11 protein-coding genes and 1 tRNA gene are annotated in these 14,330 nt (G+C 60.6%); 8 read left to right on the top strand and 4 right to left on the bottom strand.

All coding sequences use genetic code 11. The annotated features are described in order from the left end of the window. Positions 1-10: 10 nt before the first annotated feature. Positions 11-2,374 carry an ATP-dependent helicase gene (locus tag GO499_RS12200; protein ID WP_431309899.1) on the bottom strand — a complete coding sequence of 788 codons (2,364 nt, stop codon included), beginning with the start codon at positions 2,372-2,374 and terminating at the stop codon, positions 11-13. A gap of 157 nt (positions 2,375-2,531) precedes the next feature. Between GO499_RS12200 and GO499_RS12195 the strand changes: the two genes are divergently transcribed. The 3 genes from GO499_RS12195 to GO499_RS12185 all read left to right on the top strand — a co-directional run bounded on the left by GO499_RS12195 (position 2,532) and on the right by GO499_RS12185 (position 5,353). Beyond that, positions 2,532-3,155, top strand: a complete 624-nt coding sequence (locus GO499_RS12195) for an NAD(P)H-dependent oxidoreductase (RefSeq protein ID WP_161862438.1) — start codon at positions 2,532-2,534, stop codon at positions 3,153-3,155. Between the two features lie 3 nt (positions 3,156-3,158). Then, positions 3,159-5,177, top strand: coding sequence for a cation:proton antiporter domain-containing protein (locus GO499_RS12190; RefSeq protein WP_161862437.1), 2,019 nt, complete (start codon positions 3,159-3,161; stop codon positions 5,175-5,177). 101 nt (positions 5,178-5,278) lie between these two features. Continuing rightward, positions 5,279-5,353 (top strand) — tRNA-Gly (locus GO499_RS12185). A gap of 59 nt (positions 5,354-5,412) precedes the next feature. On the opposite strand, the gene zapE is transcribed toward GO499_RS12185, so the two are convergent. Next, positions 5,413-6,516, bottom strand: a complete 1,104-nt coding sequence (gene zapE, locus GO499_RS12180) for a cell division protein ZapE (RefSeq protein WP_161862436.1) — start codon at positions 6,514-6,516, stop codon at positions 5,413-5,415. Between the two features lie 141 nt (positions 6,517-6,657). Between zapE and GO499_RS12175 the strand changes: the two genes are divergently transcribed. From GO499_RS12175 to GO499_RS12165, 3 genes are all read left to right on the top strand, one after another. Then, positions 6,658-7,899, top strand: a complete 1,242-nt coding sequence (locus GO499_RS12175; protein ID WP_161862435.1) for an MFS transporter — start codon at positions 6,658-6,660, stop codon at positions 7,897-7,899. A gap of 340 nt (positions 7,900-8,239) precedes the next feature. After that, entirely contained in the window at positions 8,240-9,493 is a 1,254-nt protein-coding gene (locus tag GO499_RS12170) for a PQQ-dependent sugar dehydrogenase (protein WP_161862434.1), read from the top strand. Next, entirely contained in the window at positions 9,493-10,056 is a 564-nt protein-coding gene (locus tag GO499_RS12165; protein WP_161862433.1) for a c-type cytochrome, read from the top strand. Before GO499_RS12170 ends, GO499_RS12165 begins: the two co-directional genes overlap by 1 nt. An 18-nt stretch (positions 10,057-10,074) precedes the next feature. Here the strand turns inward: GO499_RS12165 and GO499_RS12160 are convergent, their stop codons facing one another. Beyond that, the gene (locus GO499_RS12160) at positions 10,075-11,331 is read right to left on the bottom strand and encodes a lytic murein transglycosylase (protein ID WP_284154712.1); all 1,257 of its coding nucleotides are present in this window, start codon (positions 11,329-11,331) and stop codon (positions 10,075-10,077) included. Positions 11,332-11,569: 238 nt separating this feature from the next. Then, a complete protein-coding gene (locus tag GO499_RS12155; RefSeq protein ID WP_161862432.1) occupies positions 11,570-12,583 on the bottom strand; it encodes a zinc-binding alcohol dehydrogenase family protein in 1,014 nt (337 codons plus the stop codon). A gap of 92 nt (positions 12,584-12,675) precedes the next feature. Here GO499_RS12155 and GO499_RS12150 point away from each other — a divergent pair, with 92 nt between their 5' ends. Both GO499_RS12150 and GO499_RS12145 read left to right on the top strand, forming a co-directional pair. Next, positions 12,676-13,038 (top strand): winged helix-turn-helix transcriptional regulator, encoded by a 363-nt coding sequence (locus tag GO499_RS12150; RefSeq protein WP_161862431.1) that lies wholly within the window; start codon positions 12,676-12,678, stop codon positions 13,036-13,038. Positions 13,039-13,287: 249 nt separating this feature from the next. Next, a complete protein-coding gene (locus GO499_RS12145; protein WP_161862430.1) occupies positions 13,288-14,262 on the top strand; it encodes a cadherin-like domain-containing protein in 975 nt (324 codons plus the stop codon). The last annotated feature ends 68 nt before the right edge of the window (positions 14,263-14,330 follow it).

Raw genomic sequence — 14,330 nt, 5'->3', positions numbered from 1 at the left:
GGCTTTTTTGTCAGAAGGGGATCTGGTCTTCGGCGCTGATGTAGCTGGCAACAACGCGCTTGGTGCCGGCCTTCTCGAAATCGACCGTTACCTTGTCGCCCTCGATATCCGTGATCCGGCCATAACCGAACTTCTGATGGAACACCCGCTCGCCAATTTCGAATGGCGAAGCGGCCTCCATGTCTATCACCATGTTGCGGGCTTCCGATGGCTGTCGCGTGCCGCGATGCTGGGCCCTTGCCGCCATTCGCTTCCAGCCGGGAGAATTGTAGGCATCGGCTCTCGCCGCCTTCTCCTGCAGACCGGAGCCGCGCATGACGCCCGGAATTTCGGCCGTGGCCGCCGCACCGAAGCCGCCGCCATAGAGGCCGGGGGGCGTGAGGACTTCCACATTCTCCGCTGGCAGTTCGTCGATGAAGCGTGAAGGCAGGGAGGATTGCCACTGGTTGTAGACACGCCGGTTGGCAGCAAAACTGATGGTGCAGACCTCTTCGGCCCGCGTGATGCCGACATAGGCGAGGCGGCGTTCCTCCTCCACGCCCTTGAGGCCGCTTTCGTCCATTGAGCGCTGGGACGGAAAGAGACCGTCTTCCCAGCCGGGCAGGAAGACGGCAGGGAATTCGAGACCCTTGGCAGCGTGAAGCGTCATGATCGAAACTTTCTCGCCCTCCTGCTCCTGGCCGTTGTCCATCACGAGGGAGACGTGCTCCAGAAAGCCCTGAATGTTCTCGAACTCGTTCAGCGCCTTCACGAGTTCCTTGAGGTTCTCCAGCCGTCCCGGTGCCTCGGGACTCTTGTCGTTCTTCCAGAAATCCGTGTAGCCGGATTCATCGAGGATGATCTCGGCAAGTTCCACGTGGTCGTGCCCGGCCGTGAGCATCGCGGACCAGCGGTCGAAGCCTTCGATCAGTTCGCGTAGGGCATTGGTCGCGCGGGCAGCCAGAAGCTTGTCACGCACGACGATCCGGGCGCCTTCCAGCGGGCCGACGCCGTTGTCGCGTGCCACCTTGTTGATCATCTGTTGGGCCTTGTCGCCGAGGCCGCGTTTCGGAGTGTTGACGATGCGCTCAAAGGCGAGGCCGTCGTCGGAACTGACGGTGACACGAAAATAGGCCATCGCGTCGCGAATCTCGAGCCGTTCGTAGAAGCGGGGGCCGCCGATCACGCGGTAGGGCAGGCCGATTGTGAGGAATCGATCCTCGAAGGCGCGCATCTGGTGGCTGGCGCGGACGAGGATCGCCATGTTGTCGAGTCCCATCGGGTCGAGCCCGCGGGTGCCGTTCTGCATGCTCTCGACTTCCTCGCCGATCCACCGAGCCTCTTCCTCGCCGTCCCAGTGACCGATGAGGCGGACCTTCTCGCCGTCGCTCGCATCCGTCCAGAGGGTCTTGCCGAGACGGGACTCGTTGGCGGCGATCACGCCGGAGGCGGCGGCGAGGATATGGGGCGTGGAGCGGTAATTCTGCTCCAGCCGGATTACCTCGGCGCCGGGAAAGTCCTTTTCGAAACGAAGAATGTTACCGACTTCGGCCCCGCGCCAGCCATATATCGACTGATCGTCGTCGCCTACGCAGCAGATGTTCTTGTGACCGCCGGCCAGTAACCGCAGCCAGAGATACTGGGCAACGTTGGTGTCCTGATACTCATCGACGAGGATGTAGCGGAACCAGCGCTGATACTTCGCGAGAATGTCTTCGTGTTTCTGGAAAATCTCGACGACATGCAGCAGCAAGTCGCCGAAATCCACGGCGTTCAGCACCTTCAACCGTTCCTGATACTGCTCGAAAAGTTCGGTGCCCCTATGGTTGAAGGCTGAAGCTTCCGACGAGGGCACCTTTTCCGGAGTCCAGCACCGGTTTTTCCAGCCGTCGATCAGACTGGCCAGCATACGGGCTGGCCAGCGTTTGTCGTCGATGCCTTCAGCCTGGATGATCTGCTTGAGCAGGCGGATCTGATCATCGGTGTCGAGAATCGTGAAATTAGTCTTCAGGTCCACCAGTTCGGCATGGCGGCGAAGCAGCTTGACGCAGATGGAATGGAAGGTGCCGAGCCATGGCATGCCCTCGATCATTCCGCCGACGTGGTGGCCTATGCGCTCCTTCATCTCGCGCGCCGCCTTGTTGGTGAAGGTGACGGCGAGGATTTCGTTGGGTTGGGCGCGGCCGGTGTTGAGAAGATGCGCGATACGTGTGGTCAGTGCGCGGGTCTTGCCGGTACCGGCCCCAGCGAGGACAAGAACCGGTCCGTCCAGTGTTTCCACTGCCTGTCGCTGGGCGGGGTTGAGCCCATCGAGGTAGGGAGTTGGTCGCGCAGCCATCGCGCGGGCGGACAGGCTTTCGCCTTCCCACCTGTCAAAGGTTTCATCCTCACCCATGTCCCAGCCGTTCATCCGCAAGATGTAGCGTCAATTCCGGCGGATGGAAAGGGTGTTCACGGGATGTTCTTTTGCAAATATTGCCTTTGCGACAGGTGTCTCTGTAGACCCTGACGCAACCGCGCAGTAGCATGGGAAAAACATTGGGGTTCATTGCATGAAGACGGTCGAGCGGCGCATTCTGGTTCTCTATGCGCACCCGTCACACGAAAGATCAGAGGTCAACAGGCCGCTGGCGCGCGCAACCCGACGAATCAGCGATATTACCTTCGTCGATCTCTATGGCGAGTATCCGACTTCCGACATTGACATCGACGTGGAGCAGGCGCGCCTGCGGGAACACGATGTCATCGTCTTCATGTTTCCGATGTACTGGTATTCGACACCAGCCATTCTGAAAGAGTGGCAGGATCTGGTTCTCGAATACGGGTTCGCCTATGGCGAGGGCGGAACGGCTTTGCGGGGAAAGGTTTTTCTCGCCAGTCTGACGACCGGGGGGCCGGAGGATGCCTATTCGACGGAAGGCTACAACCGGTTCACGATCCGGGAACTGCTGGCACCGCTGGAGCAAACGGCGCGGCTGTGCGGCATGCGCTACATCGCACCCTTCGTACTGCATGGCGCAAGACGGGCAGCGGAAGAAGGCCGCGTAGGTGCGCATGTTGCCGAATGGCGGCAGGTACTGGCGGCGCTGCGGGAGGGCCGACTGGATATCGAGGCTGCCGGTAAGGTCAGCCATCTCAACGCTGACATCGACGCACTGATGAAAGAGGAGAGCTGAGTTTTGGAAAACCTGCTGTTGCAGGCGACGATCTACCTTGCGGCGGCCGTCGTTGCGGTGCCCGTGGCCAACCGTCTCGGCCTTGGTTCCGTGCTTGGCTACCTGATTGCGGGAATCGTCATCGGGCCGCTGTTGGGCGTGGTCGGCGCCGAAACGCAGGATTTGCAGCACTACGCGGAGTTTGGCGTGGTGATGATGCTGTTCCTGATTGGCCTTGAACTGGAACCGCGGGCCCTGTGGGCCATGCGCACCCGGCTGATCGGGCTGGGTGGATTGCAGATCGTGCTGACGGCGGGGGCCGTTTGGGCATTGGCATGGACATTGGGCATTTCGTGGAGCATCGGCCTTGCCATCGGCCTGGTGCTGGCCCTTTCCTCCACCGCCATCGTGATGCAGACCCTGACGGAGAAGGGTATGACCTCCAGCGAGGGCGGCCGCTCCGCGTTTTCGGTCCTTCTGAGTCAGGACATTGCCGTTATCCCCATGTTGGCGCTGATCCCGCTTCTCGCGCTGCCGGAACTGGTGGCGCACGGCGAAGGGCCGACGATGGTGGTCGGCGAACACGGGACGGTTGAGGCAGATGCGGGTCACGGCGCCGAAGGAGATGGCCACGGCTCCATGAATCTGCTGGAAGGTTTGCCAGCATGGATGGTGACGGGGATCGTCCTCGGTTCCGTCATTGTCATCGTTCTGGGTGGTCACTATCTGACCCGGCCGGTGTTCAGGTTCATTGCTCATGCGAAACTGCAGGAAATATTCACGGCGGCGGCGCTGCTGCTGATCATCGGCGTGGCGTTGCTGATGACGGTTGTCGGACTGTCGCCTGCCTTGGGGACTTTTCTTGCCGGCGTCGTTCTGGCCAACAGCGAGTACAAACACGAACTCGAGGCCAACCTCGAACCGTTCAAGGGCCTTCTGCTTGGCCTCTTCTTCATCACGGTTGGAGCCGGGATAAATTTCACGCTTCTGTTTGCGGATTTCTTCGTCATTCTCGGGCTGACGCTGGCGTTGATGGCCTTGAAGTTCGTGATCCTGTTCGGTCTTGGGTTCGTGTTCCGGATACGGGGACAGGCCCGCTGGCTGTATGCGCTATCTCTGGCACAGGCCGGGGAGTTCGGGTTCGTTCTGCTCAGCTTCACGACTCAGAACGGCGTCATTCCGGGAGAGATCGCGGAAAGCCTGCTGCTGATCGTTGCACTTTCGATGTTGTTTACGCCCGGCTTGTTCATCTTCTATGACCGCGTTATCGCGCGCCGGATAACGGTTGAGATACCGGAGGATGACGAGATTCAGGAAACCGGAACCGTTATCATTGCCGGGCTTGGTCGCTTTGGCCAAATCGTGAATCGCATCCTATTGAGTCAGGGCCACAAGACGGTCGTCATCGATTACCACAATGATCTTGTCGCCGGGTTGCGCAAATTCGGAGTTGAAGGGTATTTCGGTGACCCGAGCCGCCCGGAGATGCTGCTGGCCGCGGGCATTCGGGAAGCGTCGGTTCTGGTCGTCTCGCTCGACGACAGGCAGAAGGCGGTGGAGATGGTGCGCCACGTCTCACGCGAGCATCCGCACGTGAAGATCGTTGCGCGTGCTTATGATCGCATCCACACGTTCGAGCTCTATGCCGCCGGTGCGCGGGATATCGTGAGAGAGACCTTCGACAGTTCCGTGCGCGCCGGGAAATATGCGCTGCTGGCGCTCGGCCATCATCCCTTTCAGGTAGAGAAGGCGGCGCGGGTCTACGTGAAGCAGGACCGTGCGCATCTGGAAGAACTGGCCCGTGTCTGGGATCCGGAAAGAAATCCGACGGAAAACGAGGCGTATGTTGCCCGGGCGCGCCAGATCAACGCGGAACTCAACGCCGCGATGAAGGGAATGCGCACGGAATTCCATGACCGGACAGAGCGTGGCTGGACGCCGCCGCCCAAGGGCGGAAGGGTGCGCGAAGACGTTGAACGAGAGCCGCGCAAAGGCGAGCAGGAGGCCGAGACGGACGTGGAGACCACCGGCGGAATCGATTGAACGGAGGGGCAAAGAAATCTGCATTGAAAACTCATGGAAAGGCGGTTTTTTCCGCTTGCGTGCGCCGAGCAGATGACTATAAGCATTCCACGATCAAGAGAGCGGGCGTAGCTCAGGGGTAGAGCATAACCTTGCCAAGGTTAGGGTCGTGAGTTCGAATCTCATCGCCCGCTCCAATGATCGAAGTTTTCCCTGCAGTTCGGTAGACTAGCGAGTAGCGCGGCAGCGAGCTGTGTCAGCCGTTTTTCTGCCAGTCAGCGCTTTGCATTTCCCGCAGGCGGGAGGCGGTGCGTTCGAATTCGAATGCTCCCGTACCCTCTGGATAAAGTGCTTCCGGTTCGGCCGCTGCGGAACAGATAAGCCGGGTATGCGCCTCGTAGAGCGCGTCGATCAGGGTCACGAAACGCTTGGCCGCGTTGGCCTGCGCCCGCGACAGCAGCGGGATGTCGTCGATGATCAACACCCGCACAGCTTCGGCCAAAGCAAGGTAATCACCGGGTCCGAGCGGGGTTTCGCACAGGTTGCGGAAGCTGTCCCTCGCCACGCCATTGAGGTGGTGGGCAACGACGACATCCCGGTTCTGTCTCTTGATCGTCAGGGGTTCCGGCTCGCCTCCAGCAAGATCATCCCATGCCGTGTCGAGTGCTTTCGTGGCCTCTGGTCCGAGAGGTGTGTGGTAAACCTGCATTCCCTGTAGGCGGGCCTGCCGGTGATCTGTGTCACTTTCCAGATGATGGGTTTCCAGATGCGCTTTCAACTCTTCAATGAACGGCAGGAACAGGTTGCGGTTCAGGCCGTCCTTGTAGAGATCATCGGGGTGGCGGTTGGAGGTGGCGACGATGACAACGCCGCGGGCGAACAGGCGCTCGAACAGCCGGCCGACGATCATTGCATCGGTGATATCGGTGACCTGCATCTCGTCGAAGCAGAGCAGTGTCGCGCTGTCGGCGATGCCATCGGCCACTGGGGTAATCGGGTCTTCGATGCCCTCCTTGCGAACTGCAAAGATTTCAGCGTGCACCTCCTGCATGAAAGCATGGAAGTGGACGCGGCGGCGGGGGATGATGGTGGAAGATTGGTAGAACAGGTCCATCAACATGGATTTACCGCGTCCGACGCCACCGTACATGTAGAGGCCGGGTATGCTGGCCTCTCTCAGCCGCTCCCGGCCCCAGCCGAACAGGCCCAGCAAGGCCTTCTTGGGCGTTTCGGCAGAGTAATCCTTCAGGCGATTGTGCAGGATCTGAAGCTTTTCCACGGCAAGCCGCTGCGCCGTGTCGTCTTTCAGCACGCCTTCGGCGACCATGCGTCTATATACGGGTAACAGGCCATCGGACATGGCGTCGGGTTTACCGGATCGTTGCGGATGTGCAAGCGATCAACTGGGCCGGGCATTTCACAATGGAATGTTGCAGGTCAAGAAAGATGAATTGACCCGCGTGACCGAGCCGCTAAGCCTTTCGCTCGAAAGAAGGCGCCCATGTCAGACAAATCCTCCCCCCTGATCACCCCGGTTCTCATCGGCGGCTGCATCATCCTGCTGATCGGCTTCGCGATCCGGGCCAGCTACGGTGTCTTCCAGATCCCGATTGCCGACGAGTTCGGCTGGCCGCGGGCGGAGTTTTCCATGGCCATCGCCATCCAGAACCTTGCCTGGGGCGTTGGTCAGCCGATTTTCGGGGCGATTGCCGAACGGTTCGGCGATCGGCGGGCGATCATCCTTGGCGCGCTGATGTACGCAGCCGGGCTGATCCTTTCCAGTTTTGCCGTGACGCCCATAGCTCACCAATTCTGGTCCATTCTTGTAGGATTTGGCATTGCCGGTACGGGCTTCGGCGTGATCCTTGCCATCGTCGGCCGCGCGGCTTCGGACGAAAACCGCTCTATGGCGCTGGGTGTCGCCACGGCGGCGGGTTCGGCGGGGCAGATCGTCGGGCCACCGGCGGCGGAGTTCCTGCTCGGCTACATGAACTGGTCCTCGGTTTTCCTCGTCTTCGCCGCCGTCGTCCTCGGTGTCTTGATTGTCATTCCGATGATCCGCTCTCCTCAGGTTGCCAGCCGCGTCGAACTTGAGGAAAGCATGGGGGAGATCCTGCGCCGTGCCTTTCGTGACCCTTCCTATACACTCATATTTCTCGGCTTTTTCTCCTGCGGCTATCAACTTGGCTTCATCACCGCGCATTTTCCGGCGTTCATCGCCGAGGTGTGCGGCCCGATCGATCCGGCAGGTGTGATCGCGGGCATAGGTGTCACCTCCACCTCTGCTCTCGGAGCCGTGGCGATTGCGGTAATTGGGGCCGCGAATATTGTCGGCACGCTTTCTGCAGGATGGCTCGGTAAGCGTTACACCAAGAAGTACCTTCTATCGGGTATCTATCTCGGGCGCACCATTGCTGCGGCGTTGTTCATCATGATGCCGATGACACCAACATCCGTCATCCTTTTTTCTGTGGTGATGGGCTCCCTCTGGCTTGCCACCGTGCCGCTAACGTCCGGCCTCGTCGCCCATATCTACGGCCTGCGGTACATGGGTACATTGTACGGCATCGTTTTCTTTTCCCATCAGCTCGGGAGTTTTCTCGGCGTCTGGCTTGGGGGCGAACTCTATGACCTCTATGGCAATTACAACGCCGTCTGGTGGATCGGCGTCGGCGTCGGGGCGTTTTCCGCCATCGTTCACCTGCCGGTCCGCGAGAAGCGGATGGAGTTGGTCCCGGCGTGACGGAGCGGGGACTACGACTGCAAGCAACTTGATTCAGGGCGACTTCCCGGTATCGTGTTTCTCACGGTTTCCGGGTGCGTTGCGATGGATTGCCGCGCTGACGCGATCGGTTGTTGTGCCGAGTGCCGCCTTGTTCAGGCCAATCCCGAAAAATCGGGCTTATGGACGACCGTGGGGGAAATTTCGACACCGTGCCGGAGACCGTCTTGGGGTCTTCGAACATCACTCACCTCGCCATCTGGCAGCATGAGCAGGAGCCGGCCTTCGGCAACCTCGGCTTTACAGGTTCACAGAGCGGCCGCCCGAACGGCCGCCCATAATCTGAGTGGGAGGAACTGACTTGCTTAAACTGCTTTTGAACGTATCCGCGTTAACGTTCGTCGCCGGGGCTGGCCTGGCGCAGACGGCTGACGTGCCTGACAATCTCGAAAAGCTCTCAAATTTCCAGAGTACCGGGGTGACCGATTTCACTTTCGTTGAACAGGGCGGGGACTATGCCGCCGGGATCGAAGCGACTTTGGAGAAGATCACGCTGCCTGACGGGTTCAAGATCGGACTGTACGCCATCGTGCCGGACGCCAGGCACATGGCCGTGGGTCCGCAGGGGATCGTGACCTTCGTGGGCACCCGCAAGGACAAGGTGTGGTCGGTCACGGATCGCAACAAGGACCGGGTGGCCGACGAAGTGAAGGACTTTGCGCCGTCGCTGACGTTCTCCATCCCCAACGGTCCCTGTTTCTCGCCAGACGGGTTCCTCTATATAGCCGAGCAGAACCGCGTGCTGTTGTTTCCGGCGGCGGAGTTCTTCTACGAAAGCCCGGATGTCGCCGCGTTCAACCTCGTGGCCAAGGGCGATTTGATCCCGCCTGAGGAGGAAAGCTTCAACCACACCGCGCGGGTGTGCAAGATCGGGCCCGATGGCAAGATTTACATCTCGCTCGGCCAGCCCTTCAATGTGGCGCCGCCAGAAAAGCTGGACCTCTATAACGACGTGGGCATCGGCGGGATCATTCGCATGAACACGGACGGAACGGGCCGCGAGGTCTATACCTACGGGGTGCGGAACTCGGTGGGCCATGATTTCAATCCCGAGACCGGTGAATTGTGGTGGACGGACAACCAGGTGGACGGGATGGGCGACGACATTCCACCGGGCGAGATCAACCGTCAGACCGAAGCGGGGCAGCATTTCGGCCATCCGTGGTATGGCGGCGGCGATGTCCGAACCAATGAGTACAAGGGTGAGGAAGTGCCCGTGGAAGTGGTGATGCCTGCGGTGGAGACGGTGGCCCATGCCGCGGACCTAGGGATGTCTTTCTATACCGGGAACATGTTCCCGGAACGGTATCGCAACGCCATCTTCTCGGCGCAGCACGGATCGTGGAACCGCACGACGCCGGTGGGTGCGCGGGTCATGGTAACCTTCATCGACGATGAGGGAAATGCGACAACAGAACCCTTCGCGGAGGGTTGGATAGACGAGAACGGCGAGTACCTCGGACGGCCGGTTGACGTCGTCAATCTGCGTGACGGCTCCATCCTGGTGTCAGACGATCTGGCGGGTGCGCTCTATCGCATCTGGTACGAAGGCTGATGCGCTGCCTTGTTCTTACCCTCGGCGGGATAATCCTCGCCGGGGGTGGCAGTGCGGCTGACCTGGAGGCCGGCCGGCAGGTGGCGACCATGTGCCGTACCTGCCATGGTATTGACGGGTTTGCAAAAATTCCAATCGCCCCGCACATCGGCGGGGAGCCCGCTGCGTATCTGGAGGCACAGCTGCTGGCGTTCAGGTCGGGTGCGCGTGCGCATGAAATGATGACCGTTGTGGCGGGTGGGCTAAGCGACAGTCAGATCTCGGACGTTGCAGCCTGGTACGCCGGGCATGCCGCCACGGCGACGCTGGAGGCGGACCCGGAGAGCGCGCCTGAGCCCTGTATCGCCTGCCACGGGGTGGACGGTATCGCCGAAGTGGAGGATGTGCCGAACCTTGCCGGCGAAACCAACATCTACATCGATACGCAACTCAAGGCCTTTCGCGGCGGAAAGCGGGTGCACGAAGTCATGAGTGAGGTTGCCGCCGAACTGACGGACGCCGAAATCCGCGCTTATGCCGACTGGTATGCCGCCGTGAAGCTGGAGATCGGCGCCCCCGAGTGATGCCGCTTCCCTTTTGGGCTACTGGCTGCGGATGCGCTGGAGAAGGGTGGCGGACGCATACCCGTCGGCGGTCAGGCCCTGGGAGCGCTGGTAGTTGCGGATGGCGCCGATTGTCAGCGGGCCGATCTTGCCATCCGGTGAACCGACGCTGAAGCCGCGGGCGTTCAGGTGACGTTGCAACTCCAGCTTCTCGGTGCGGCTGAGCGCCCTGTCACCTCGCGGCCAACCGGCGGAGAAGTCGGGCGCGCCGTTGATACGCGCGGCCAGATGGCCGACACCCATGGCGTAGGACGTGGCGTTGTTATACCGCTTGATGACATTGAAGTTGTTGAAAATCATGAAGATTGGCCCACGCGCACCGGCCGGCGCCAACAGCGCGGCCTCGCCGTGGTTGGGCACGGGTCGGCCGTCGAGGCCGCGGACACCGAGTTCCGTCCAGCGGGAAACGGGGCGTTTCAGGTCCTGGTCGACGTTGGCATAATTGAAGCCTTGCGGGAGGCGGACTTCGACGCCCCACGGCTGTCCGTGGCGCCAGCCGAAGCGTTTGAGATAGGCGGCGGTGGAGGCGAGGGCGTCTGTGGGGTCGGTGGACCAGACGTCGCGGCGGCCGTCGCGGTTGAAATCCTGTGCGTAGGAGAGGTAGCTGGTGGGTATGAATTGGGTATGACCCATGGCTCCGGCCCAGCTTCCCTTCATCTGGGACGGGTGAACATCGCCGTTCTGAAGGATCTTCAGCGCGGCCATAAGTTGTTCTTCTCCAAAGCTTTTTCGGCTTCCGGTGTAGGCCAGGGTGGCGAGGCTCTCTATGGTGCCGATGTTGCCGCGATAGGTGCCGTAGTTGGTTTCCATCCCCCAGACGGCGACGACGACCGACGCTTCCACACCATAGGTTTTCTCAATGGATTCAACAAGTTGACGGTTGTTGCGGTAGCTCTGGCGGCCGTTGTTTATGCGGTCGGACGATACGGCGGAGTCCAGATATTCCCATATCGGCTTGGTGAATTCGGGCTGTTTGGCTGCGAGCCTGTGAACCTGCTCGTTCGGCCTAACCCCTTGAAAAGCAATGTCGAATACCTTCGGTGAAATGCCGGCTGCAATGGCGCGGCGTCGGAAATCCGCCTTCCATGCCTCAAATCCGCCCGAGGCCTGAGCCTGCACAATTGGTGGGTTGGCCGGGGTGCTGAAATCGCGGGCCTTGGGGCGGAAATCAGCGGCGGCGGGGGTGGCGATGATGGCTGTCAGCGCCAATGAAAAAAGGGCCTTCAAGCTTGTCACGGGTTACATCCTGCTCTGGTTTTTGATGTTTTCGCAACCATAGCAAAAGAAGCGCTTTGGCGAAAGTGTGGTGCGGCCTGAAATCACTTTTGACCAAATGGTCAGGAAGTATGGTTTTGGTATGGGTTCGGTATGGTTTCGGTATTGCGAGTGTTCCTGTCAGGAATTGACGAAAAAACGGGACGTCGCCGGGCCGCAAACCCGACCCTGCTACTCCCCGTCTGGTCACTTCGTACGATCAGAAACCTTCCAGCACCAGCTTGCCGCGGGCGCTGTTGCTCTCCAGTATTTCATGTGCATGGCGAAGGTTGCCCGCGTTGATCTGGCCGAGCGTGTCGGTGACGGTGGAGCGAATCCTGCCTGTGTCGATCAGGGAGGCGACCTCTTCGAGGATGTCTCGCTGTGCCGCGATGTCTGCGGTTTCGAACAGGGAGCGGGTGAACATCATCTCCCAGTGGATCGAGACCGCCTTGGACTTGAAGACGGAGATGTCGAGCGTCGCCGGGTCGTCGATCAGGCCGAAACGGCCTTGCGGGGCAATGAGTTCGGCAACCTGGTCCAGATAGGCACCTGTGTGGGTGGTCGAGAATACGAAGCCCGGCTGTCCAATGCCGAGAGCCTCGACCTGCGCCGGCAGCGGTTGGCTGTGATCGATCACGTGATGGGCACCGAGATCACGGACCCAGGCTTTGGTTTCGTCGCGCGAGGCGGTGGCGATAACCTGCAGATCCGTCTTGGCGCGGAGAAGCTGGATGGCGATGGAGCCGACCCCACCGGCACCGCCGATGATGAGCACGGCAGGAGCGGCGCCCGGCACCGGGCTGGAGACACGCAAACGCTCGAACAGCATCTCGTGCGCCGTCAGGGTGGTAAGCGGCATCGCGGCGGCGGCAGCGACAGAGAGCGATGCCGGTTTGTGACCTACGATGCGTTCATCGACGAGGTGATACTCGGCGTTGGTGCCCGGGCGATCAATCGCACCGGCGTACCAGACGACATCTCCCGGCTTGAACCCCGTAACGGCCTCGCCAGTTTCCACCACTTCGCCGACGGCATCCCAGCCCAGGATCGCGGGTTGGCCATTTTCTGCCGGGCGGTTCTGACGGACCTTGTAATCGACGGGGTTGACTGAAACGGCCTGGACGCGAACGAGCAGATCGCGGCCGGTGGCCTGCGGGCGCTCTACCTCCAGATCGAGGAGGGCGTCATTGCGGTCGAGCGCGCCGGGCTGGTGGTATCCTACGGCTTTCATCGGGTGTCTCCTTTGACAATTCTTCGGTGCCAAGCCATATGTGGACGGTTGCCAAGGCGGCAATACGCACAAAAAAGGCATATAGGTACCAAATGGATACTGTAAATCTGGTCGAGGGCACCAAGCCGCGGTTCAACACCTATGACTGCAGCACCGGCTGCCCGGTGGAAGGCGCGCTGGAACAGATTGCCGGCAAGTGGAAGGGCCTGGTGGTGTTCCACCTGATGGACGGCACGCTGCGCTTCAACGAGTTGAAACGGCGGGTCGGCAACGTGACGCAGCGCAGCCTGACCAAACAGTTGCGCGAGTTGGAGGCGGACGGGATCGTTCATCGCGAGGTCCACGCGGTGGTGCCGCCAAGGGTGGATTACAGCCTGACGGAAAAGGGCCGGGAGTTGCGGGACATCGTCAAGGCGTTGCATGCATGGGGCGTACGGCACAAGCGGCAGAAATGAGCGTCGATGCCACACGGCGCTTCCGAAAGGCCCCGTGAAACTTACGCAAAATTTTTTTCATAATTTGGCCATATTGCTCATCTTCGACATTCCTGACCGAAATGCTGGAAAAACCCGCCGATGGGACGGATTTGGGCTTTGAATTCATTTTTGTCTTGCTAAAACGCGCATGTGTTTGCGTGTAGGCAAACCGCAGATCAGTAACAATCGGGGCTCTCGCCTGAGCCCGTAAAGTAAGGGGTGCATGCTGTGACCAGGCATTATGGTTTCAATTCCGGATTCAACAAGTACGGCTTTGGTGGAAATTACAGCTGGGGCCATGACGGCGGCCGCAGCCATTCCGGCGGCTGGGGCGGCGGCAACGACTGGGGCTTCGGCGGCGGTTGGGGCAGCAAGGGCGGCTGGGATATTGGCGGCTGGGGCCACAAGATAAGCTGGGGCTTCCAGCTGTGGGGCCGTATCAAGGAAGGCGGCTGGGATTTCGGCGACTGGGGCAACTGGGGCTGCAAGGACGACCCGGTGGTGCCGGTGATCGAACTGGAAGCGATCAAGGATGAAGTGACGGTTGCCGAGGGTGACACCATCGCCTTCAACGTTCTGGACAACGACGTTGCCGCCGAAGGCGCGGTGCTGACGCTGTTCTTCGCGGGCTACGGTGAACTGGAAATCGCGTTGGGCGAGACTGTCGAATTCACGTCCGACGCCGGCAACAGTGGCCTGCTGACGGTGGAAGAGAACGGCGACGTGACCTTCGACCCGGAAGGCGATTTCACTGCCGAGGACCTGTTCGTTTTCAGCTATGCCGTGCGCGATGCCGAAGGCAACACGACCAACGGTGACGTGGTGATTACCGTGACGCCCGACCTGGAAGCGGTGAAGGACGATGTAACCATCGACGAGGACGGCATTGCGGTTCTGAACGTGTTGGAAAACGACATCGCGGCCAGCGATGCCGTGCTGACTGTGTTCTTCGCAGGCTTCGGCGAGGTTGAGATCCCGATCGGCGACACGTTCGAGTTCACTTCTCTCGGCGGCCGCACCGCGGCTCTGACACTGGAGGCTGACGGCGATCTCGTTGTCGATCCGCTGGGCGATTTCGCCGATCTGGACGAAGGCGAGACGGACATGTTCGTGTTCACCTATGCCGTGACCGACGCCGATGGCGTGATCTCCGGTGGCGATGTTTCCATCACCGTGAACGGCGTCACCGAACTCGACGTCTGATTTCAGGCCAGCTGACCGAAACAGGCCCTTCCCGCGGCGGCGCGGGGAGGGCTTTTTCATGGGCGGTG

This window comes from Algicella marina, assembly GCF_009931615.1.
Taxonomy (GTDB): domain Bacteria; phylum Pseudomonadota; class Alphaproteobacteria; order Rhodobacterales; family Rhodobacteraceae; genus Algicella; species Algicella marina.
The sequence above is the reverse complement of the archived record's forward strand: the minus strand, read 5'-3'. Positions and strand labels throughout refer to the sequence as shown.

What these genes read in the sequence shown, in the direction of transcription:
- GO499_RS12195 (WP_161862438.1), top strand. Translation starts at nt 2,532, where the DNA reads ATGAAGACGGTCGAGCGGCGCATTCTGGTTCTCTATGCGCACCCGTCA.
- GO499_RS12175 (WP_161862435.1), top strand. Translation starts at nt 6,658, where the DNA reads ATGTCAGACAAATCCTCCCCCCTGATCACCCCGGTTCTCATCGGCGGC.
- zapE (WP_161862436.1), bottom strand. Translation starts at nt 6,516, where the DNA reads ATGTCCGATGGCCTGTTACCCGTATATAGACGCATGGTCGCCGAAGGC.
- GO499_RS12155 (WP_161862432.1), bottom strand. Translation starts at nt 12,583, where the DNA reads ATGAAAGCCGTAGGATACCACCAGCCCGGCGCGCTCGACCGCAATGAC.
- GO499_RS12200 (WP_431309899.1), bottom strand. Translation starts at nt 2,374, where the DNA reads ATGGGTGAGGATGAAACCTTTGACAGGTGGGAAGGCGAAAGCCTGTCC.
- GO499_RS12150 (WP_161862431.1), top strand. Translation starts at nt 12,676, where the DNA reads ATGGATACTGTAAATCTGGTCGAGGGCACCAAGCCGCGGTTCAACACC.
- GO499_RS12165 (WP_161862433.1), top strand. Translation starts at nt 9,493, where the DNA reads ATGCGCTGCCTTGTTCTTACCCTCGGCGGGATAATCCTCGCCGGGGGT.